The organism is Streptomyces sp. P9-A4 (genome assembly GCF_036634195.1).
Lineage (GTDB): Bacteria > Actinomycetota > Actinomycetes > Streptomycetales > Streptomycetaceae > Streptomyces.
In genome coordinates this window covers 770,686-791,737 of record NZ_JAZIFY010000001.1, presented here as the reverse complement: position 1 = coordinate 791,737, position 21,052 = coordinate 770,686, and the positions used below count along the sequence as shown (strand labels likewise).

General features: G+C 72.2%; 19 protein-coding genes and 1 pseudogene. 14 read left to right on the top strand and 6 right to left on the bottom strand.

Going from position 1 to position 21,052, the window contains the following annotated elements; translation table 11 throughout:
- Genes V4Y03_RS03355 through V4Y03_RS03310 form a run of 10 tightly spaced genes read left to right on the top strand, consistent with a single transcriptional unit; the run spans position 1 to position 9,496 of the window.
- On the top strand, positions 1–1,254 hold the full coding sequence (locus tag V4Y03_RS03355; RefSeq protein WP_317876227.1) for an MCE family protein: 1,254 nt from the start codon (positions 1–3) through the stop codon (positions 1,252–1,254).
- Positions 1,251–2,306 carry an MCE family protein gene (locus V4Y03_RS03350; protein ID WP_332433939.1) on the top strand — a complete coding sequence of 352 codons (1,056 nt, stop codon included), beginning with the start codon at positions 1,251–1,253 and terminating at the stop codon, positions 2,304–2,306. Before V4Y03_RS03355 ends, V4Y03_RS03350 begins: the two co-directional genes overlap by 4 nt.
- A complete protein-coding gene (locus V4Y03_RS03345) occupies positions 2,303–3,349 on the top strand; it encodes an MCE family protein (RefSeq protein WP_317876225.1) in 1,047 nt (348 codons plus the stop codon). The genes V4Y03_RS03350 and V4Y03_RS03345 overlap by 4 nt, the downstream gene beginning before the upstream one ends.
- Entirely contained in the window at positions 3,346–4,371 is a 1,026-nt protein-coding gene (locus V4Y03_RS03340; RefSeq protein WP_332433938.1) for an MCE family protein, read from the top strand. The genes V4Y03_RS03345 and V4Y03_RS03340 overlap by 4 nt, the downstream gene beginning before the upstream one ends.
- Positions 4,368–5,606, top strand: coding sequence for an MCE family protein (locus tag V4Y03_RS03335; protein WP_317876223.1), 1,239 nt, complete (start codon positions 4,368–4,370; stop codon positions 5,604–5,606). The genes V4Y03_RS03340 and V4Y03_RS03335 overlap by 4 nt, the downstream gene beginning before the upstream one ends.
- On the top strand, positions 5,603–6,877 hold the full coding sequence (locus tag V4Y03_RS03330) for an MlaD family protein (protein WP_332433937.1): 1,275 nt from the start codon (positions 5,603–5,605) through the stop codon (positions 6,875–6,877). The genes V4Y03_RS03335 and V4Y03_RS03330 overlap by 4 nt, the downstream gene beginning before the upstream one ends.
- Positions 6,874–7,389, top strand: a complete 516-nt coding sequence (locus V4Y03_RS03325; RefSeq protein WP_317876221.1) for a hypothetical protein — start codon at positions 6,874–6,876, stop codon at positions 7,387–7,389. The genes V4Y03_RS03330 and V4Y03_RS03325 overlap by 4 nt, the downstream gene beginning before the upstream one ends.
- The gene (locus V4Y03_RS03320; RefSeq protein ID WP_442809754.1) at positions 7,386–8,081 is read left to right on the top strand and encodes a hypothetical protein; all 696 of its coding nucleotides are present in this window, start codon (positions 7,386–7,388) and stop codon (positions 8,079–8,081) included. Before V4Y03_RS03325 ends, V4Y03_RS03320 begins: the two co-directional genes overlap by 4 nt.
- A 26-nt stretch (positions 8,082–8,107) precedes the next feature.
- Positions 8,108–8,650: a hypothetical protein gene (locus tag V4Y03_RS03315; RefSeq protein ID WP_332433936.1), complete on the top strand. Its 543-nt coding sequence runs from the start codon at positions 8,108–8,110 to the stop codon at positions 8,648–8,650.
- A 48-nt stretch (positions 8,651–8,698) separates the two neighbouring features.
- Entirely contained in the window at positions 8,699–9,496 is a 798-nt protein-coding gene (locus V4Y03_RS03310) for a hypothetical protein (RefSeq protein ID WP_332433935.1), read from the top strand.
- Between the two features lie 67 nt (positions 9,497–9,563).
- Here the strand turns inward: V4Y03_RS03310 and V4Y03_RS03305 are convergent, their stop codons facing one another.
- Both V4Y03_RS03305 and V4Y03_RS03300 read right to left on the bottom strand, forming a co-directional pair.
- Entirely contained in the window at positions 9,564–10,334 is a 771-nt protein-coding gene (locus tag V4Y03_RS03305; RefSeq protein WP_332433934.1) for a putative protein N(5)-glutamine methyltransferase, read from the bottom strand.
- Positions 10,327–10,809 carry a glutathione peroxidase gene (locus tag V4Y03_RS03300; protein ID WP_317875930.1) on the bottom strand — a complete coding sequence of 161 codons (483 nt, stop codon included), beginning with the start codon at positions 10,807–10,809 and terminating at the stop codon, positions 10,327–10,329. The genes V4Y03_RS03305 and V4Y03_RS03300 overlap by 8 nt, the downstream gene beginning before the upstream one ends.
- Positions 10,810–10,845: 36 nt before the next feature.
- Between V4Y03_RS03300 and V4Y03_RS03295 the strand changes: the two genes are divergently transcribed.
- Positions 10,846–11,070 (top strand): DUF6011 domain-containing protein, encoded by a 225-nt coding sequence (locus V4Y03_RS03295; RefSeq protein WP_332433933.1) that lies wholly within the window; start codon positions 10,846–10,848, stop codon positions 11,068–11,070.
- A gap of 51 nt (positions 11,071–11,121) precedes the next feature.
- Entirely contained in the window at positions 11,122–11,913 is a 792-nt protein-coding gene (locus V4Y03_RS03290) for a DUF2785 domain-containing protein (RefSeq protein ID WP_332433932.1), read from the top strand.
- Positions 11,914–11,953: 40 nt separating this feature from the next.
- Here V4Y03_RS03290 and V4Y03_RS03285 read toward each other — a convergent pair whose 3' ends face one another.
- Entirely contained in the window at positions 11,954–12,817 is an 864-nt protein-coding gene (locus V4Y03_RS03285; RefSeq protein ID WP_332433931.1) for an acyl-CoA thioesterase, read from the bottom strand.
- A 13-nt stretch (positions 12,818–12,830) separates the two neighbouring features.
- On the bottom strand, positions 12,831–15,404 hold the full coding sequence (locus V4Y03_RS03280) for a DEAD/DEAH box helicase (protein WP_317875934.1): 2,574 nt from the start codon (positions 15,402–15,404) through the stop codon (positions 12,831–12,833).
- Between the two features lie 70 nt (positions 15,405–15,474).
- Here V4Y03_RS03280 and V4Y03_RS03275 point away from each other — a divergent pair, with 70 nt between their 5' ends.
- Together V4Y03_RS03275 and V4Y03_RS03270 are read left to right on the top strand one after the other, a co-directional pair.
- On the top strand, positions 15,475–16,266 hold the full coding sequence (locus tag V4Y03_RS03275) for a metal-dependent hydrolase (protein WP_332433930.1): 792 nt from the start codon (positions 15,475–15,477) through the stop codon (positions 16,264–16,266).
- Positions 16,267–16,346: 80 nt separating this feature from the next.
- Positions 16,347–17,176 (top strand): annotated as a pseudogene (locus V4Y03_RS03270) (IS5 family transposase).
- A gap of 101 nt (positions 17,177–17,277) precedes the next feature.
- Here V4Y03_RS03270 and V4Y03_RS03265 read toward each other — a convergent pair.
- Positions 17,278–19,059, bottom strand: coding sequence for an ABC transporter ATP-binding protein (locus tag V4Y03_RS03265; protein WP_317875936.1), 1,782 nt, complete (start codon positions 19,057–19,059; stop codon positions 17,278–17,280).
- Entirely contained in the window at positions 19,056–20,867 is a 1,812-nt protein-coding gene (locus tag V4Y03_RS03260; protein ID WP_332433929.1) for an ABC transporter ATP-binding protein, read from the bottom strand. The genes V4Y03_RS03265 and V4Y03_RS03260 overlap by 4 nt, the downstream gene beginning before the upstream one ends.
- Positions 20,868–21,052 lie beyond the last annotated feature (185 nt).

Genomic DNA, 21,052 nt, shown 5'->3' with positions numbered 1-21,052 from the left:
ATGAGCGACTCCCGTGCCGAGACCCTGCGCCGCAGGTTCGCCGGCGTCGTCTTCCTGCTGGTGCCCGCCCTGCTCGCCTGGCTGGCGGTGGCCGTCTACGACAAGAGCTTCACCGCATCGGACCCGATCGTCGTCGAGACCGGCAGCATCGGCAACGAGATGCACCTCGGCGCCGAGGTGAAACTGCGCGGCGTCGTCATCGGCGAGGTCCGCGCGATCGACGCCGTCGACGGCGGAGCCCGCCTCACCCTCGCCATGCGCCCCGGGACCCTGAACCACGTCCCCTCCGACGTCCGCGCCCAGATGCTGCCCACCACGCTCTTCGGTGAACGCTTCGTGGCCCTCGTACCGCCCGAGAGCCCCTCGGCCGCACCGCTGGGACCCGGCGCCGTCATCCCCGAGGACCGCTCCAGCAACGCCATCGAACTCCAGCAGGTCCTGGACAACGTCCTGCCGCTGCTCTCCGCCGTCCAGCCGCAGAAACTGTCGGCGACGCTGTCGGCCGTCTCGCAGGCCCTGGAGGGACGCGGCGACCAGCTCGGCACGACCCTCGCTCAGCTCGACGCGCACCTCCGCGAGTTCAACCCCCATCTGCCCGCCCTCACCCGCGATCTGAAAGAACTCGTGAAGGTCAGCCACCTCTACGCCGACGCAGCCCCGGACATCGTCACGGCGCTCACCGACTTCACCACCACCAGCGGCACCCTCGCCGCCCAGGAGGAGCAGCTCGCCGGCACCCTCGGCGCCACCACCCGCACGGCCCAGGACCTGACCGCCTTCCTGCGGCAGAACAAGGACAACATCATCCGGCTCAGCGCCACGAGCAGGCCCACCCTGCAACTGCTCGCCGAGTACTCCCCGTCCTTCCCCTGCACCCTGCGGACCCTCGCCCAGTTCGTGCCCGCCATGGACAAGGCGCTCGGCAAGGGCACCGACCGCCCCGGACTCCACGTCGACGTCACCACCGTGCCCTCGCGCGGCGCTTACGTGCCCGGCCGCGACACCCCCTCCTACGGATCGGGCGGCGGCCCCCGCTGCTACCCCGTGCCCTACCTCGGCGTCCCCGCCGCACCCGCCGCACGGGCCTCCGCCGCGGCCGACCAGCACCTCGGCCCCGCCAACTCCCCGCAGGAGAACGACCTCGTCAACGAACTCCTCGCCCCCGCGGCGAAGAAGCGGCCCGGCGACCTGCCGGACTGGAGCAGCCTGCTCGCCGGACCCGCGTTCCGCGGTGCGGAGGTGACCCTGCGATGACGACACGGCCCACCCACACCCGACGACGCGGCCTGACCGGGACCCTGCTGAAGTCCCTCGCGTTCGTCCTGGTCACGGCGCTCGCCACCACTGTGCTCGGCTTCAGCATCGCCAACACCGGCGTCGGCTCCGAGACCCGCTCCTACAAGGCGCTGTTCACCGATGTCACCGGGCTCGTCAAGGGCGACTCCGTGCGCATCGCGGGCGTCAAGGTCGGCGAGGTGACCGACGTCCGCGTCGTCGAACGGCGCACCGCCCAGGTCACCTTCACGGTCCGCGAGGACCGGGAGCTGCCCAGGTCGGCCACCGCCGCCGTCAAGTACCTCAACATGGTCGGGCAGCGCTACGTCTCCCTCGGCCGGGGCAGCGGCGAGGTCACCGGCGCCCTCCGGAGCGGGGACACCATCCCGCTCGACCGCACCACACCGGCACTGGACCTGACCCTCCTCTTCAACGGCTTCAAGCCGCTGTTCGAGGGGCTCTCGCCGGCCGACGTGAACGACCTCGCGGGCTCGCTCGTGCAGGTCCTCCAGGGCGAGAGCGGAACCGTCGACAGCCTCCTGAAGCACATCGGCTCCCTCACCAGGACGGTCGCCGCGAAGGACAAGGTGGTCGGCGAGGTCGTCACCCACCTCAACACCGTCCTCACCACCCTCAACACCCGCGAGGCCGGCTTCAAGGACCTCGTCGTCACCCTCCAGAAACTCGTCACCGGCTTCAACACCGACCGCAAACCCCTCGGTGAGGCGGTCCAGGCCGTCGGTGACCTCACCACGACGACCGCCGGGCTGTTCCAGGAGGGACGCGCCCCGCTCAAGAAGGACATCCGCGAACTCGGCCGGCTCTCCGGGACCCTCGGTGACCACAGCCCCCGCATCGAGACGTTCCTCGCCAACACCCCCGGCAAGATGACCGCCCTGGCCCGGCTGTCCTCGTACGGCTCGTGGTTCAACCTCTACCTCTGCGAGGCGCGCGTGAGCGGCGTGGGAACCTCCGACGGCTCGAAGCCGCCGACCGGGATCGCCGTGACCGAAGCGAGGTGCCGCGGATGAGCCCCCGCCTGTTCAAGCCGGTCAAGGAACGCAACCCCGTCGCCGTCGCCGTCGTCGGACTCCTCCTCATCGCCCTCATGGCCACCCTCGCGTACAACGTGGAACGGCTCCCCCTCGTCGGCGGCGACACCGCCTACAGCGCCGACTTCACCGAGGCCGCCGGACTCGACACCGGCGACGAGGTGCGCATCGCCGGCGTCAAGGTCGGCAAGGTCACCGGGGTCGCCCTCGACGGACCCAAGGTCAAGGTGACCTTCGAGGTCGGCGACGCCTGGATCGGCGACCGGTCCACCGCCGCCATCGCCATCAAGACCCTGCTCGGCGAGAAGTACCTGGCGCTCGACCCGCTGGGCTCCGCGCCGCAGGACCCCGGGACCCGCATCCCGCAGACCCGCACGACCTCTCCGTACGATGTCACCCAGGCCTTCCAGGACCTCAGCGGCACCGTCGACGCCATCGACACCGCGAAGCTCGCGGAGAGCTTCGAGACGATCTCCGACACCTTCAAGAACTCCCCGCCGCACGTGCGCAACGCCGCCACCGGCCTGTCCGAACTGTCGAAGACCGTCTCCAAGCGCGACACCGAACTCGCCCGGCTTCTGGAGAACAGCAAGAAGTTCACCAAGACCCTGGAGGACAAGAAGTCCAGCTTCGAGATCCTCCTGGAGGACGGCGGCTCGCTGCTCGGGGAGCTCAGGAAGCGCCGCGACGCCATCCGCGCCCTGCTCAAGGGCAGCCGGGACCTGGGCACCGAACTCAGCGGCCTCGTCGGCGACAACGACCGGCAGCTCGGCCCCACCCTGAAGGCCCTCAGCCGCGTCACCGGCGTCCTGGAGAAGAACAGCGGCCAGCTCGACAAGACGCTCGCGCTCATCGGCCCCTACTACCGGCTCGTCGGCAACACCCTCGGCAACGGCCGCTGGTTCGACAGCTACCTCTGCGGCGTCGTGCCCCGTACCTACGTGCCCGAAGCCTCGCAGCCCAAGACCGGATGCATGCCGCCGCGGACCAAGGCGACGGCCAAGGGGAGCGGTGAACGATGAACAGAGCCAGAAAGCCCCTCGTCGCCGGCCTCGCCCTCGTGGTGCTCGCCGCCTGCGGTCTCGTCGCCGTACGCGTCCTCGGCGACGACGGCACCCGCGTCACCGCCTGGTTCGACCGGGCCGTGGGCATCTACGCCGGATCCGACCTGCGCGTCCTCGGAGTACGGGTCGGGGAGGTCGAGTCCGTGGAGCCGCAGGGCACCCGGGTACGCGTCCGGCTCCGCCTCGACGAGGGCGTACGCGTCCCCGCCGACGCGCGGGCCCTCGTCGTCGCCCCCAGCATCGTCGCCGACCGCTACGTCCAGCTCACCCCCGCCTACAGCACGGGACCCGCCCTCGCCGACGGCGCCGAGCTGCCCGCCTCCCGCAACCGCACCCCCGTCGAGATCGACCAGCTGTACGCCTCCATCACCGAACTCGGCGAGGCGCTCGGCCCCGACGGCGCCAACTCCACCGGAGCCCTCTCCGAACTCCTCGACACCGGCGCGAAGAACCTCAAGGGCAACGGCACCGCCATCGGCACCTCCATCGAGGAGTTCGGCAAGGCCGCCAAGACCCTCGACGGCAGCAGCGAGAAGCTGTTCACCACCCTCAGCCAGCTCCAGACCTTCACCACCATGCTCAAGAACAAGGACGGCGACGTCCGCACCGCGCAGGAACGCCTGGACGAGGTCGTCGGCTACTTCGCCGAGAACAAGGACGACCTCGCCGGCGCCCTCAAGGAACTCGGCAAGGCCCTCGCCCAGGTCAAGACCTTCATCAAGGACAACCGCGGCGAGCTGAAGAAGAACATCGACCGGCTCGTACCCCTCACACAGACCCTCGTCGACCAGCGCGCCTCCCTCGCCGAAGCGCTCGACGTGGCCCCGCTCGCCGCCGGGAACGTCGTCAACGTCTACAACCCGGACACCCGCACCCTCGACGGCCGCGCCAACCTCAACGAGATCAGCGCGGGCGGACCCCTGCTCCCGCTGCCGATGAGCGGCGCCGCCTCGACCAGCACCGGAAAGGGGGAGCGGTGAGACGCGCCACCCTGCCCTCCGGGAAGGCCGCCGGGGCCGGCGCCGTCGGAGTGATCGCGCTCGGCCTCGGCCTCGCCGTCGTCCTCGGCGCGCTCCCCGCCAACCCCTTCCGCTTCGACGGCATCGAGGACCTGCCGCTCCCCGGCGGCGCCGACCTCGGCTCCCACCCCTACACGGTGACCGCCGAACTCGACGACGTACTCAGCCTCGTGCCCCAGTCCGCGGTCAAGGTCAACGACGTCGCCGTCGGCCGCGTCACCGCCATCGAACTGGGCGACGGCACCTGGTCCGCCCGCGTCACCCTGAAGATCAACGGCGACGTACGGCTGCCCGCCGACGCCGGCGCCCGCCTGGAGCAGTCCAGCCTCCTCGGCGAGAAGTACATCCAGCTCGTCGCCCCCCGGAAGGGCGACGGCGCGCGCCTCGCCGACGGCGGTGTCATCCCGCTGGCGCGCACCAGCCGCAACACCGAGGTCGAGGAGGTGTTCGGCGCGCTGTCCCTGCTGCTCAACGGCGGCGGCGTCAACCAGCTCAAGACCATCACCCGGGAACTCAACGCGGCCCTCGGCGGCCGGGAACCCGAGGTCCGCTCCATGCTCGACCGGGTCAACACCCTGGTGACGACCCTGGACGCGCACCGCGGCGACATCACCCGCGCCCTCGACGGCGTCAACCGGCTCTCCGCCACCCTCGCCGGCCGCAAGAAGGACGTCGACACCGTCCTCACCGGCCTCTCACCCGGCCTCAAGACACTGGAGAACCAGCGGGGCTCCCTGCTCACCATGCTCCGCGCCCTGGACACCCTGTCCGGGGTCGCCGTCACCACCATCGACGCCAGCAAGAAGGACATGGTCGCCGACCTCAAGGCCCTCGCGCCGACCCTGACCGCCCTCGCGGACGCCGGCGCCGACCTGCCCGACTCCCTCCAGGTGCTGCTCACCTACCCCTTCACCGACGAGGTGATGAAGGGCATCAAGGGCGACTACCTCAACACCTATCTGCACCTCGCCGCCACGCCGGGGACCGAGGTCATCCCGCCCCTGGTCCCCAAGGCCGACCCCACGCCCGCCCCGACGACGCCCGCCCCCGCCGGCCGGCAGCGGCCCGCGACGGGCGGAGCCGCCCGGAGCCCGGAATCGGCCCTGCCGCTGCCCGCCGTCCCGTCGGGAAGCCCCTCCGGAACCGGTACGACCGGCCGGGCCACCCCCTCGAAGGACGGAGGCGAGAGCCGGTGATCACCCGTACCGTACGGCTGAAGAACCTCGCGTTCCTCGTCATCGCCGTGCTCGTCCTCGGCTTCGTCGGCGTCCGCTACGCCGACCTCGGCCGCTACGCCGGCGTCGCCGACCACTACACCGTCCGGGTCCATCTCGCCCGCACCGGAGGCCTGTTCACCCACTCCGACGTCACCTACCGGGGCGTCTCCGTGGGGCGCGTCGGCGCCATCGACCTCACCGCCGACGGCGTCGTCGCCGAACTGCGCATCAAGAACTCGGCCCCCCTGATCCCCGCCGACGCGCGCGCCGTGGTCGCCGGACTCTCCGCTGTCGGCGAGCAGTACATCGACCTGCGCCCCGAGAGCGACGGCGCCCCCTACCTCGCCGACGGCGCCCGCATCGAGCTGGCCGACACCGAGGTACCGGCACCCGTCACCGACGTCCTCACGAGCATGAACGGCCTCGCCTCCTCCGTACCGCTGGACTCCCTGCGCACGGTCGTCGACGAGTTCGGCAAGGCCTTCGAAGGACACGGCGACGACCTGCAGGTCCTCCTCGACAGCGGCAGCCGCTTCGTCGAGGCCGCCGACACGTCCCTGCCCGCCACCACCCGGCTCATCGACGACGGGGAGGTCGTCCTGCGCACCCAGGCCGACGAGAGCCGCGCCATCCGGGACTTCGCCACCGGCGCGCGCGACCTCGCCGCCACCCTCAAGGGCTCCGACGCCGACCTGCGCCGTCTCCTCGCCGTCGCACCCGACGCGACGGGCCAGGTCAGCGGCCTCCTGCGCGATCTCGACCCGAGCCTGAGCGTCGTCCTCGCCAACCTCCTCACCACCTCGGAGCTCGCCGTCACCCGGCAGCGCGGCATGGAGGAACTGCTCGTGAAGTACCCGGCCGCGGTCTCCGCCGGAGCCACCGCCGTCGACGGAGGACGGGTGAACTTCGGCATGGCCGTCACCTTCTTCAAGCCACTGCCCTGCACCTCCGGATACGGCGGTACGCGCTACCGCAACGGACTCGACCTGGGGACCGCGCCCGCCCTCAACACCCGCGCCTCCTGCACGGGTTCGGCTGCCTCCGGAGTGAACGTACGAGGCTCGGCGCACGCGCCGAAGAGCGGCCCGGTACCCGAACCGGCCCGCCCCGGCTCCCTTCCCTCGGGCGGCGCCCGCACCACGGCCGGCGACCGGGCCACGCTGCCCGGCGCGCTCGCCCTGCCGGGCCAGAACGGCGGGCCGACGGACATGGCCGGGCTCCTCGGCCTGAACACCGGGAGCACACGATGAAGCGGGCCCGGATCCTCGGAGCCGCCGCCCTCGCCGTCGCCCTGGGCTTCTGCGGGACCGGCGCGTGGACCTACGCGCAGGCCCGCACCGACCAGGAACTCGCCTTCGGCCGCGAGCGGGACACCGCGCTGGCCGAGGGACGGAACCGCGTCACCGTCCTGAACACGCTCGACGCCTCGACCCGCGAGCGCGCGGAAGCCGGCATCCGGGCCTGGCGCGAGGCCTCCACCGGCCCGCTCCGCACCGAACTCGGCCGCACCGAGCCCGCGGTGGGCGCCTCCGCGCGCGCCACGGTCACCGAGGCCGCCCTCACCGCGCTCGACACCAGAGCCGGTACGGCGAAGCTCATCGCGACCGTACGCGTCGACGTCACCCCGCGCGGATCCGCCGCCGCGACCACCGACCGCAAGCGCCTGGAAGCCGTCCTGACGCGCACCGGCGAGAACACGTGGAGGGTGGCGGCGCTGACGGCGGTCCCCGTCGCCGGGGCCCAGGAGAGCGAGGACGAGTGACGCGACTGCTGCGCGGGACGACCGACCGGACACTTGAGACGGACGAGGAGCCGACGCCCGTCACGACCGACGAGGCTGCCGACACCCCGGACCAGGCTTCCGAGACCCCTGACCAGGCTTCCGGCACCGCCGACGACCCGACCGGAGCCACGGACGACGCCCCCGCGCGCGGCAGTGGGCGGTTCGCCTTCACCGGCAAGTGGCGCCGCGCCGCCCTCGCCACCGGCGTCGTCGCCCTGCTCATCGGCGGGAGCGCCTTCTTCTACGGCGCCCACCAGCTCCGGTCCACCCCGTCGGCGAGCAACCGGGCGCTCACCGACGCCGCGGCCACCGCCCGCGTCGGCGGCGACGTCGGAGAAGGCCTCGCCCGGATCTTCTCCTACACCCCCGCCCGGACCGACACCGCCGAACGCTCCGCGAGCAACGTGCTGGCCGGACGCGCCGCCCGGCAGTACGAGGAGCTGTTCGCCCAGATCCGCGCGAGTCTGGTCCAGCAGAAGCTCACCCTCAGCACCCAGGCCGTCCGCACCGGAGTGATCGAACTCGACGGGAACACCGCGCGCCTGCTCGTGTTCCTCGACCAGACCTCGCGGCGGGACAAGGCCGCCGCCACCTCCGCCGCGGCCCAGCTCACCGTCACCGCGGAGTTCCGGGGCGACCGGTGGCTGATCGTCGACATCAAGGCCCGCTGAGCATGAGCGGGAGACGGGAGCACCCCATGACACGCGCGGTCCGCACCCCGGCGGGCATCCGCCCGGCCCTGGCCGTGGCCCTCGTGCTCACCCTCGTCGCGGGCGGGTTCGCGGCCTGGGCCGGCCGGGACTGGTACGCGGCGGCGCACGACGACTCCGCCGCGTACGCCCTGCAACGCGACCGGGCGCTCGAAGCGGGGGAGCAGGCCGTACAGAACCTGAACACGCTCGACCACCGGCGCGTGGACCAGGGGATCGACCTCTGGGAGTCCTCCACGACCGGCGAGCTGCACAAGCAACTGGTCGAAGGCCGGACCGAGTTCACCAACCAGGTCAAGACGGCGAAGACGGTGACCACGGCGCGGGTGCTGTCCGGGGCCGTCACGGAGCTCGACGACCGCGCGGGACGGGCCCGGCTGCTCGTCGCCCTGCGGATCACGGTCACCACGCCCGACAGCAAGAGCACGGAGAAGGACAGCCGGATGCTGGGCGAACTCACCCGCGCCGACGGCCAGTGGAAGCTCAGTGGTCTGGGGCAGGCCCCCGTGGGCGGTACGTCGACCGGTTGACCCCGGCCGCACCGCGAGAGCCGCCCGCCCCCGAAAGGACACCGCACGATGCCGACGCCCCGCCACCACCTCAACCGCCAGCGCCGCCGCCAGGCCCTCGCCGACCAGTCGGCCGCCGCCCCCGCCGCCACCCGCGCCGTGTCCGAGGACGGCGCTTCCCGGCCGTCCGGCGGCGCCGGGTCCCGTACGGTGCTCCTCGCCGAGCCCGCCCCCCGGGCCCGCACACGGCCGTCGGCCGCCCCGGCACAGGCCACGGCCGACGAGCCGAAACGGGACACCGCCACGGGCGCGCGCCCCCGTCCCCTCGTCCCGCTCGTCGTCCTGTGCGTCCTGACGCTCCTCCTCGGCGGCTTCGCCGGACTGGCGTACAGCAGGGCGGAGGCGCTCCGCGACGACCCGGTGCGCGGCAACACGGCCCTCACCGACCTGGCCCGTACCAGCGAGATCAAGGGGCAGACCGCCGCGGCCGTGGCCGCGCTCTTCTCCTACGACCACGCCGACCCGGCCCCCTTCGAACGGGCCGGGAAGACCCTCCTCACCGGGAAGGCCGTCGCCCAGCACCGGACGCTGCTCGGCGGGGTGCTCGCCAAGGCGGCCCAGCAGAAGCCGGTGATCACCACGGTGGTCACGGACAGTGCGGTCGAGCGGATCGACGGCGACCGCGCCCGGGTCCTGGTCTACGCCGACCAGAGCAGCGTCAGTACGGCGGGGACCGGCAAGGCCGCCGGAGGGAAGCAGCCGAAGGCCCAGGACCAGGGGGTCTACGCGGGCGCCATGTTCGCCGTGGACGTCGTGCTCCGCGACGGGCGCTGGCTCATCGAGAACATCGACACCTTCGGCCGCTGATCCGCCGGAGAGCCGGGAGAGCCGGGAGGGGCGCCGGGAGGGCCGGGGACGGAACCGAGGTGTCCCGTCACCCCCGCCAGGTGGCGACGAGCACCGTCGCGTACTTCTCCTCGCAGCTGACGATCCGGGCCTCCAGGCCGTACGCGGAGACCGCCTGAAGCGCCGGACCGGTCTGCCGCTCGCTCGTCTCGACCAGCAGGTGCCCGCCCGGCGCCAGCCACAGCGGCGCCTCGGCGGCCACCCGGCGCAGCACGTCCAGACCGTCCGGGCCGCCGTCCAGGGCGACCAGCGGCTCGTGCTCGCGCGCCTCGGGCGGCAGCAGACCGACCTCCTCGGTCGGTACGTACGGCACATTGGCGACGAGGACCTCGACCCGGCCCCGCAGCTCCCCGGGCAGCGGGTCGAAGAGGTCGCCCCCGTACACCCGGCCACCGCGCGGCTCGACGTTCCGCCGGGCGCAGCGCACCGCCGCCGGCTCGATGTCCGAGGCGTGCACCTCCGCGCCCTCGATCCGGTCGAGGAACACCGCGCCCGCCGCGCCGGAGCCGCAGCACAGGTCGAGGCAGACGGCGCCGGGCCGGGCCAGACCCACCGCGTGCTCGACGAGGAACTCCGTACGCCGCCGGGGGACGAACACCCCGCCGTCGACCTCGATCCGCAGCCCGGCGAACTCCGCCCAGCCCACGACGTGCTCCAGCGGCAGGCCCGAGGCCCGCCTCTCGACCATCAGGCCGAGTTCGTCGGCGTCGGCCGCCGCCGCGAACAGCATCTCCGCCTCTTCCTCGGCGAAGACACAGCCCGCGGCGCGCAGCCGCTCGACGACGCCTATGTCAGACAAGCTGGGCCTCGATCGCGGACACGACCTCGGGGGCGTCGGGCTCGGTGCGCGGCCGGAAGCGGGTGACCAGGCCGTCGCGGCCGATCAGGAACTTCTCGAAGTTCCACTGCACGTCACCGGCCTCGCCGTCGGCGTCGGCGACCTTCACCAGCTCCGCGTAGAGCGGGTGGCGGGCCTCGCCGTTGACGTCCGTCTTCTCCAGGAGGGGGAAGGACACGCCGTACGTCGTCGAGCAGAAGGTCCGGATCTCCTCGGCGCTGCCGGGCTCCTGGCCCGCGAACTGGTTGCAGGGCACTCCGAGCACGGTGAAGCCGCGCTCGCCGTACTCCTTCTGCAGCCGCTCCAGACCCACGTACTGCGGGGTGAGGCCGCACTTGGAGGCGACGTTCACGACGAGGACCGCGCGGTCCCGGTAGTCGGCGAGGGAGACCGGCTCGCCGGTCAGGGTCTTCAGCGGGATGTCGTACAGGCTCATGGACAGCTCCTCGGGGGAATAGGGTTTGATCTCAGCATGGGAGACGAACCACTGGCAATCCCGATCGATTCCGCGCCCGGGGCGGCAGCCCGCCCGGTGCGCTGCCGGCTCTGCGGGCGGCCCCTCACGGGGGCCGACTCCCGCCGTACCGGTCTCGGTCCGACCTGCGACGCCAAACTGCACCCGCCGGCCCCGGACATCCGGACCCGCCGCCACGAGGTCGAACAGGACACCCTCCCGGGCATCGACCGGACCTCGTGAGGGACATAATTCGCAGGCGCGCGGCAGGGACGGCGACCTAGTCTGCCCCTCATGATCGACTGGAAGAGCGTCGAGGCCGCCGACTGCGCCGTGCCCGCCGAGCCGCCCATGGACGACCTCGTCCGTGAACTGTCCCGCGCCCTGGCGGACCCCGATCCCCGGATCCGGGACGGCGAGCCCTACGGCGTCCTGGAGACCTGGATCGCGCGCGGGACGATCCCGGCGCCCCGGCGGCTGGAGCTGGGGGACGAGATGGCCGCCCGGTTCACCGACCCGAGGGTCGAGGCCCGCACCTTCGCGCCCCTCGTGCTCGGCATGCTGGTGTCGGCGGGGGACTTCAGGGCCGGCTGGGTGGACGCGTTCGAGCGGTGGTACCCGGCGGAGCGGGATCTGCGCGGCCACGACGGGACGCTCGGCTGGCTGCACGCGGTGGCGCACGGCGCGGACCTGCTCGGCACCTTCGGCCGCCACCCCGAGGTGGCGCCCGTGCGGATGCTGGACCTCGCCGCCGCGCGGCTGACGGCGCCCACCGACCACGTCTACGACCAGCTGGAGGACGACCGCCTGGCACGGGCGGTCGCCCGGGTCCTCACCCGCGCCGATCTGAGCGAACGCGACTCCGTCGACTGGCTCGCCCCGATCGCCGACACCTTCGGCGCCGACCGCGTCAGCACGCCCGTGCCCGCGCACCTCAGCAATGCCCTGCGCACCCTGCGCCTGCTGTACGTCCTCGCCGACCGGGGCGTGCGCCCCACCAGTGAGTTGCCCCCGGAACCGCTCCACCACCGCGAGGCGGTCAAGTCCGGCGTCGCCGCCGTCCTGGACCGGATCGTCAAGCGCTGACCGAAGCGAAGGCGTGACCGTCCGTCCCGCCCGGCGTCGCTCAGAGCTTGCGGAACAGGCCCTCCTGGACCACCGACACCAGCAGCCGGCCCTCGCGGTCGTAGATCCGGCCCCGCGCGAGTCCCCGGCCGCCCGTGGCGATCGGGGACTCCTGGTCGTACAGGAACCACTCGTCGGCGCGGAACGGCCGGTGGAACCACATCGCGTGGTCCAGCGAGGCCATGTCGAAGCCGCGCGGGCCCCACAGCGGCTCCACGGGGATCCGTACCGCGTCGAGCAGCGTCATGTCCGAGGCGTACGTCAGGGCGCAGGTGTGGACCAGCGGGTCGTCGCCCAGCGGCCCCACGGCCCGCATCCACACCGCGGAGCGCGGGTCCGCGCCCTTGACCTCGTCCTTGCTCCAGCGCAGCCGCTCCACGTACCTGATGTCGAAGGGCTGGCGGCGGGCCATCCGCTCCAGCGCCTCCGGCAGCGCCCCCAGGTGGTCGCGGATCTCGTCCGCGAGCCTCGGCAGGCTCTCCGGGTCCGTCATGTGCCTGGGCGGCAGCTGGTGCTCGAAGGCACCCTCCTCCGGCAGGTGGAAGGAGGCCGTCAGGTTGAAGATCGTCCGGCCCTCCTGCACCGCCGTGACCCGCCGGGTCGTGAACGAGCGCCCGTCCCGTATCCGCTCGACCTGGTACACGATCGGCACCCCCGGCCGACCCGGCCGCAGGAAGTAGGCGTGCAGCGAGTGCACCGGCCGGTCGCCGTCCGTGGTGCGGCCGGCCGCCACCAGGGCCTGCCCGGCGACCTGCCCGCCGAAGACCCGCTGCAATGACTCCTGCGGGCTGCGCCCACGGAAGATGTCGACCTCGATCCGCTCCAGGTCGAGCAGGGCGACCAGGCTCTCGGCGGGATTGGTCACGGCGCGTACTCCTCTACAGCTGTCCGACGGCCGTCACACGGAGCACCGCGCGGCCCTCCTCGTCGGAGGCCGCGAGATCCACCTCCGCGCTGATGCCCCAGTCATGGTCGCCGTTCGGGTCGGCGAAGGTCTGCCGGACGCGCCACAGCCCGTGCGCCGCGTCCTCCTCGATGCTGAGCAGCTTCGGGCCGCGCGCGTCCGGACCCGTACCGAGGTCGTCGTACTCGTCCCAGTACGCGTCCATCGCCTCGCCCCACGCGTCGGCGTCCCAGCCGGCCTCGCCGTCCAGCTCGCCCAGCGCGGACAGGTTGTCGAGCGCGGCCAGCTCCACCCGGCGGAACATCGCGTTGCGCACGAGGACCCGGAAGGCGCGGGCGTTGGCCGTGACCGGCTTGACCTGGTCGGCCTTCTCCTGGGCCTCCTCGGCGGTCTGCACCTCCGGGTTGGCCAGCTGCTCCCACTCGTCGAGCAGCGAGGAGTCCACCTGGCGCACCATCTCGCCCAGCCAGGCGATCAGGTCCTCCAGGTCCTCGGTCTTGAGGTCGTCGGGGATGGTGTGGTCGAGCGCCTTGTACGCGCTCGCGAGGTACCGCAGCACGATGCCCTCGGTCCGCGCCAGCTCGTACCAGGAGGTGAACTCGGTGAAGGTCAGCGCCCGTTCGTACATGTCACGGATGACCGACTTCGGCGACACCGGGTGGTCACCGACCCACGGGTGCGACTTCCGGTAGACGTCGTACGCGTGCCAGAGCAGCTCACCCAGCGGCTTCGGGTACGAGATCTCCTGGAGCCGCTCCATCCGCTCCTCGTACTCGACGCCGTCCGCCTTCATCTGCCCGACGGCCTCGCCGCGCGCCTTGTTCTGCATGGCGGCGAGGATCTGGCGCGGGTCGTCGAGCGTCGACTCGACGACGGACACCATGTCCAGGGCGTACGAGGGGGACTCCGGGTCGAGCAGGTCGAAGGCGGCGAGCGCGAACGTCGACAGCGGCTGGTTCAGCGCGAAGTCCTGCTGGAGGTCGACCGTCAGCCGGATCGTGCGGCCCTCGGCGTCCGGGGTGTCCAGCTGCTCCACCACACCGCCGTCGAGCAGCGAGCGGTAGATCGCGATGGCCCGGCGGATGTGCCGCAGCTGGGCCTTGCGCGGCTCGTGGTTGTCCTCCAGGAGCTTGCGCATCGCGTCGAAGGCGTTGCCCGGCCGTGCGATGACCGAGAGCAGCATGATGTTGGTGACCTTGAAGCGGGAGGTCAGCGGCTCGGGCTCGGCGGAGATCAGCCTCTCGAAGGTGGTGTCGCTCCAGGCGACGAAGCCCTCAGGGGCCTTCTTGCGGACCACCTTGCGGCGCTTCTTCGGGTCGTCACCGGCCTTGGCGAGCGCCTTCTCGTTCTCGATGACGTGCTCGGGGGCCTGCGCCACCACATAGCCGGCGGTGTCGAAGCCCGCCCGGCCCGCCCGGCCCGCGATCTGGTGGAACTCACGGGCCCGCAGGGTGCGCACCCGGTTGCCGTCGTACTTGGTCAGGGCGGTGAAGAGCACCGTACGGATCGGCACGTTCACGCCGACGCCGAGCGTGTCCGTCCCGCAGATCACCTTGAGCAGACCGGCCTGCGCCAGCTTCTCGACGAGCCGCCGGTACTTCGGCAGCATGCCCGCGTGGTGCACGCCGATGCCGTGGCGGACGTAACGCGAGAGGTTCTGGCCGAACTTGGTGGTGAAGCGGAAGTTGCCGATCAGCTCGGCGATCTTGTCCTTCTCCTCGCGGGTGCACATGTTGATGCTCATCAGCGACTGCGCCCGCTCGACCGCCTGCGCCTGCGTGAAGTGCACGATGTAGACCGGCGCCTGCTTGGTCTCCAGGAGCTCGGTCAGCGTCTCCGTGATGGGGGTCAGCACGTACTCGTACGAGAGCGGCACCGGTCGGGTCGCCGAGCGGACCACCGAGGTCGGCTTGCCCGTGCGCCGGGTCAGGTCCTTCTCGAACATCGACACGTCGCCGAGCGTCGCCGACATGAGAACGAACTGTGCCTGGGGGAGTTCCAGGATCGGGATCTGCCACGCCCAGCCGCGGTCCTGCTCGGCGTAGAAGTGGAACTCGTCCATGACGACCTGGCCGATGTCGGCGTACTTGCCGTCCCGCAGCGCGATGGAGGCCAGCACCTCCGCCGTGCAGCAGATCACCGGGGCGTCCGCGTTCACGGAGGCGTCGCCGGTCAGCATGCCGACGTTCTCGGTGCCGAAGAGCTTGCACAGGTCGAAGAACTTCTCCGACACCAGCGCCTTGATCGGCGCGGTGTAGAAGGTCACCTGGTCGTTCGCGAGCGCGGTGAAGTGCGCCCCCGCCGCGACCAGCGACTTTCCCGATCCGGTGGGCGTGGAAAGGATCACGTTGGCCCCGGAGACGACCTCGATCAGCGCCTCTTCCTGGGCCGGGTAGAGCGTGATGCCCCGGTCCTCGGCCCAGGAGGAGAAGGCCTCGAAGAGGGCGTCGGGGTCGGCGGTCGGCGGCAGCTGATCGATAAGGGTCACGCCCCCATCTTGCCCGCATTCCGCTCGGATGAGGGAACCGGCCACCGGATCGAAGATCACGAACGATAGGCTCGTCCGTCGACCGGTCGTCAACTGAGCGCCGGCACGGGAGAAACGGGGCGGGCCAACCATGATGGGACCGGCGCATTCGCTGTCCGGAGCGGCGGCCTGGCTGGGTGTCGGAGCGGCGGCGGCCGCCTTCGACCACCCGATGCCCTGGCCGGTTCTCGCCGTCGGCGCGCTCATCTGCGCGGGCGCCGCCCTCGCCCCGGACCTGGACCACAAGTCGGCGACCATCTCGCGCGCCTTCGGACCGGTCTCCAAGGGCCTGTGCGAGATCGTCGACAAGCTGTCGTACGCCGTCTACAAGGCGACCCGCTCCTCGGCCGATCCCCGCAGGTCCGGCGGCCACCGGACCCTCACCCACACCTGGCTCTGGGCGGTCCTGATCGGCGGCGGCGCCTCCGCCGCGGCCGTCACCGGCGGTCGCTGGGCGGTCCTGGCGATCCTCTTCGTCCATCTGGTCCTGGCCGTGGAAGGCCTGCTGTGGCGGGCCGCCCGGATGTCCAGCGACGTGCTGGTGTGGCTGCTCGGAGCCACCAGCGCCTGGATCCTCGCGGGCGTCCTCGACAAGCCCGGCAACGGCTCCGACTGGTTCTTCACCGGCCCCGGCCAGGAGTACCTGTGGCTGGGCCTGCCGATCGTGCTCGGCGCGCTCGTCCACGACATCGGCGACGCCCTGACCGTCTCGGGCTGCCCGATCCTCTGGCCCATCCCGCTCGGCCGCAGGCGCTGGTACCCGATCGGCCCGCCGAAGGGCATGCGCTTCCGGGCCGGCAGCTGGGTCGAGCTGAAGGTCCTGATGCCCGTGTTCATGCTCCTGGGCGGGGTGGGCGGGGCCTCGGCGCTCGGGGTCTTCTAGTGCTGCCATCACACTTGTGTGTGGTTGCAGTACTAGGCGGTGTCTTCAAATGATCACCGCTGGTGGATCATGGTTGCGTGATACGTCGTCATGAGCTGTCTGATGCCGAGTGGGAGTTCGTCCGGCCGTTGCTTCCCGTGTCGTTGCGGGGGCGGAAGCGGCTGGACGATCGCAGGGTGTTGAACGGGATCGTGTGGAAGTTCCGGACCGGGACGGCCTGGCGGGATGTGCCCGAGTGTTATGGGCCGTGGGCCACGCTCCACACGCGTTTTCGCAGGTGGGCGGCGGACGGGACGTTCGACCGGATGCTGCGGGCCGCGCAGGCGAAGGCGGACGCGGCGGGCGACATCGAGTGGCTGGTGTCGGTGGACTCCACGGTCGTCCGCGCCCATCAGCACGCGGCCGGGGCCCGAAAAAGGGGCTCCGCGACCCGGCCCTCGGCCGGTCCCGAGGCGGCCTGACCAGCAAGATCCACCTGGCCTGCGACGGGCGGGGCCGTCCGCTCGGCTTCGTCGCCACGGGCGGCAACACCAACGACTGCACCCGGTTCACCGCGGTGATGGAGGCGATCCGGGTGCCCCGGATCGGTCCGGGACGGCCCCGGGTCCGGCCCGATCACGTGCTGGGAGACAAGGGCTACAGCTCGAAGGCGATCCGTGCCTGGCTCCGCCGTCGGGGCATCCCGCACACGATTCCCGAGCGGGCCGACCAGGTCCGCAACCGGGCCCGGCGAGGCAGCCGCGGAGGCCGCCCGCCGGCCTTCGACCGCGAGGCATACAAGCACCGCAACGTCGTGGAACGCTGCTTCAACCGCCTGAAGCAGTGGCGGGGCATCGCCACCCGATACGACAAGACCGCCCAGTCCTACGAAGCAGCTGTCACCCTCGCCTCACTCCTGATGTGGGCGTGACATTTGACGACAGGGCCTAGGGCCTGTCACGAGGAAGGGGGCCCGCGCCGGACATCCGGTGCGGGCCCCCTTCCTCGTACGCCCTCGCGGGTCCGCGCACATCAGCCGTGCCAGGACCGCCACAGCGCCGCGTACGCCCCGTCCGCGGCGACCAGCTCCTCGTGGCTGCCCAGCTCGCTGATCCTGCCCTCCTCGACCACCGCGATCAGATCGGCGTCGTGCGCGGTGTGCAGCCGGTGCGCGATGGCCACGACCGTCCGCCCGTCCAGGACCCGGCCCAGCGAGCGTTCCAGGTGCCGGGCCGCGCGAGGGTCGAGCAGCGAGGTCGCCTCGTCCAGGACCAGGGTGTGCGGGTCCGCGAGGACCAGCCGGGCCAGCGCGATCTGCTGGGCCTGCGCCGGGGTCAGCGACCGGCCGCCCGAACCGACCTCCGTGTCCAGGCCCTCGTCGAGGCCCCGGGCCCAGACCTCCGCGTCCACCGCCGTGAGCGCGGCCCACAGCTCGGTGTCGGTGGCGCCGGTCCTGGCCAGGAGGAGGTTGTCGCGGAGCGAGCCCACGAAGACATGGTGTTCCTGGTTGACCAGGGCCACGTGCTCGCGGACCCGCTCGGCGGGCATCCGGGCCAGTTCGGCGGCGCCGAGGGTGACCGTGCCCGTCCGCGGGGCGTAGATCCCCGCGAGCAGCCGGCCGAGGGTGGACTTGCCCGCGCCGGACGGGCCGACCAGGGCGAGGCGGGTGCCCGGCGCCACCGTCAGGGTCACCTCGTGCAGCACGTCGGCGCCCTCGCGGTAGCCGAACCGGACCTCGTCCGCGCGGACCGCCCGGCCCTCCGGCCGCACCTCCGCGTCGCCCGCCTCCGGCTCGATGTCCCGGACGCCGACGAGCCTGGCCAGCGACACCTGCGCGACCTGGAGCTCGTCGTACCAGCGCAGCACGATCCCGATCGGGTCGACCAGCATCTGCGAGAGCAGCGCGCCCGTGGTCAGCTGCCCCACGTCGATCCAGCCCTGGAGCACGAACACCCCGCCGAACAGCAGCACCGCGCACAGCACTGTCGTATGGGTGAGGTTGACGACGGGGAAGAGCACCGAGCGCAGGAACAATGTGTACCGTTCCCACGCCACCCACTCCGAGATCCGGCGGTCCGAGAGCGCGATCCGGCGGGCGCCGAGGCGGTGGCTCTCCACCGTGCGGCCCGCGTCGACCGTCTCGGCGAGCGCGGCGGCCACCGCCGCGTATCCCGCGGACTCCGAGCGGTAGGCGGACGGTGCCCGCTTGAAGTACCACCGGGCGCCCACGATCAGCAGCGGCGCGGCGAGCAGCGCGGCCAGCGCCAGCGGCGGCGCCGTCACCGCGAGGCCGCCGAGCAGCAGCCCCGCCCAGACGACGCCGATGGCCAGCTGCGGCACGGCCTCGCGCATCGCGTTGGAGAGCCGGTCGACGTCCGTGGTGATCCGGGAGAGCAGATCGCCGGTCCCGGCCCGTTCGAGCACGCCCGGCGGCAGTCCGACAGCGCGGACGAGGAAGTCCTCGCGCAGGTCCGCGAGCATCTCCTCGCCCAGCATCGCCCCGCGCAGCCGGACCAGCCGCACGAACACGGTCTGGACGAGCAGCGCGACCGCGAACAGTGCGACCGTACGCTCCAGACGCAGGTCACGCGCCCCGTCCGCGAGGCCGTCCACCACCGAACCCAGCAGGTACGGGCCGGCCATCGAGGCGATCACGGAGACCGCGTTCACCCCGATGAGCAGCGCGAACGCCCGGCGGTGCCGGCGCAGCAGCTCACGGACGTAGCCGCGGACGGTGGCGGTCCTCGCGACGGGCAACGTCGTCGCCGTCTTCGGGGCCGCCGGGTCGTACTCCGGAGGCGCCAGGCCGATCATGCCGATTCCCCTTCCAGTGCTTCGAGTTCGCCCGCGCCGCGGGACGCGGTGGCGAGCTCCTCCTCGGTCTCGCGGGTGACGACGGCGCGGTAGCGGGGCTCCGCGGCGAGCAGCGCGCGGTGGGTGCCGACGGCGACCGCCTGCCCCTCGTGCACCAGGACCACCCGGTCGGCGCGGTCCAGGAGCAGCGGCGAGGAGGCGAGGACCACGGTGGTCCTGGTCCTGCGCAGCTCCCTGATGCCGGTGGCGACGGCGGCCTCGGTGTGGGCGTCGACCGCCGAGGTGGGCTCGTCGAGGACGAGCACCTCCGGGTCGGCCACCAGGGACCGCGCGAGCGCGAGACGCTGGCGCTGGCCGCCGGAGAGCGACCGGCCGCGCTCGGTGATGCGGGTGCGCATCGGGTCCCCGTCGGTGTCCACGGAGGCCTGGGAGAGGGCGTCGAGGACGTCCTCGCACCGGGCGGCGGCGAGCGCCGCCTCGGCCGGGACGGCGCCCGAGGCGGGCACGTCGAGCAGTTCGCGCAGGGTGCCCGAGAGCAGCACCGGGTCCTTGTCCTGGACGAGGACGACGGTACGGGCGTCCGTCAGCGGCAGTTCGTCGAGCGGCACCCCGCCGAGGAGTACCGAGGTGTGGTCGGCGTCCGGTTCGGCGGGGTGCCCGCCGAGCCGGTCCGCGAGCCTTCCGGCCACGTCCGGGTCACCGCAGACCACGGCCGTGAGGAGGCCGGCCGGGGCGCGCAGCCCGGTCAGCGGGTCGTACAGGTCGCCGGTCGCCTTCCGTTCCCCGTCCCCGTGCCCGTCCGTGGTCGTGCTCGTACGGCTGAGGGCGAGGACCCGGGCGGCCCGCTTCGCTGAGGGCCGCGAGAAGGAGTACGCCATCGCGATCTCCTCGAAGTTGCGCAGAGCGTGATGGGTGAGGGCCACGGCGCTGTAGACCGTGACCAGCTCGCCGACCCCGATCCGCCCGTCGAGCGCGAGCCGGGTCCCGTACGCCACCACGCCGATCATCAGCAGGCCGGGCAGCACGACCTGGACGGCGGCGATCAGCGCCCACATCCGGGCGCTGTGCACGGCCGCCGCGCGGACCTCCTGGGATGCGGCGCGGTAGCGGCCGAGGAACAGCTCCTCGCCGCCGATGCCGCGCAGCACCCGGAGTCCGGCGACGGTGTCGGAGGCCAGTTCGGTGGCCTTGCCCGCCTTCTCGCGCTGGACGTCCGCCCGGCGGGTCGCGCGGGGGAGCAGCGGCAGCACGGCGAGCGCGATGACGGGGAGGCCGACGGCGACCAGGATCCCCAGGGCCGGCTGGTAGACGACGAGGCCCACGCAGATGACCACGAGGACGACGGCTGCCGCGGCGAACCGGGACAGCGCCTCGACGAACCACCCGATCTTCTCGACGTCGCCGGTGGAGACGGCCACCACCTCGCCGGCGGCGACCCGCCGGGTCAGCACGGAGCCCAGTTCGGCGGTCTTGCGGGAGAGGAGCTGCTGCACCCGGGCGGCGGCCGTGATCCAGTTGGTGATGGCGGTGCGGTGCAGCATCACGTCGCCGAGGGAGATGGCGGCCCCGAGCGCCACGAGCAGCACCCCGGCGAGGGCCAGCCGTCCGCCGTCGCGGTCGACGACGGCCTGGACGGCGATGCCGATGCCGAGCGGAAGACCGGCGATGCCCAGATGGTGCAGCAGTCCCCAGAGCAGGGACTTCACCTGCCCGCCGAGCTGCTGACGGCCGAGCCAGACGAGGAACCGGGTGCCCGAACGGACATCGGGGACCCCTGGGTCGGCATAGGGAAGATCTCGAATCTGCATGGCGTCCCAGGGTCTCCGGGTCTTGTCTGGGGGAACGCGCGCCGGGGGTGTGCGACGGCGGTGTGGAAACCGTGCAAGGTTCGCGGTTTCACCGGGGAGCGGCAATCGAATTTCCCCAAGAGGGAACAGATCGCGCCATGTCCGCTCATCGTCCTCTGGACCGCGCCGCACGACCGCGCTTCACT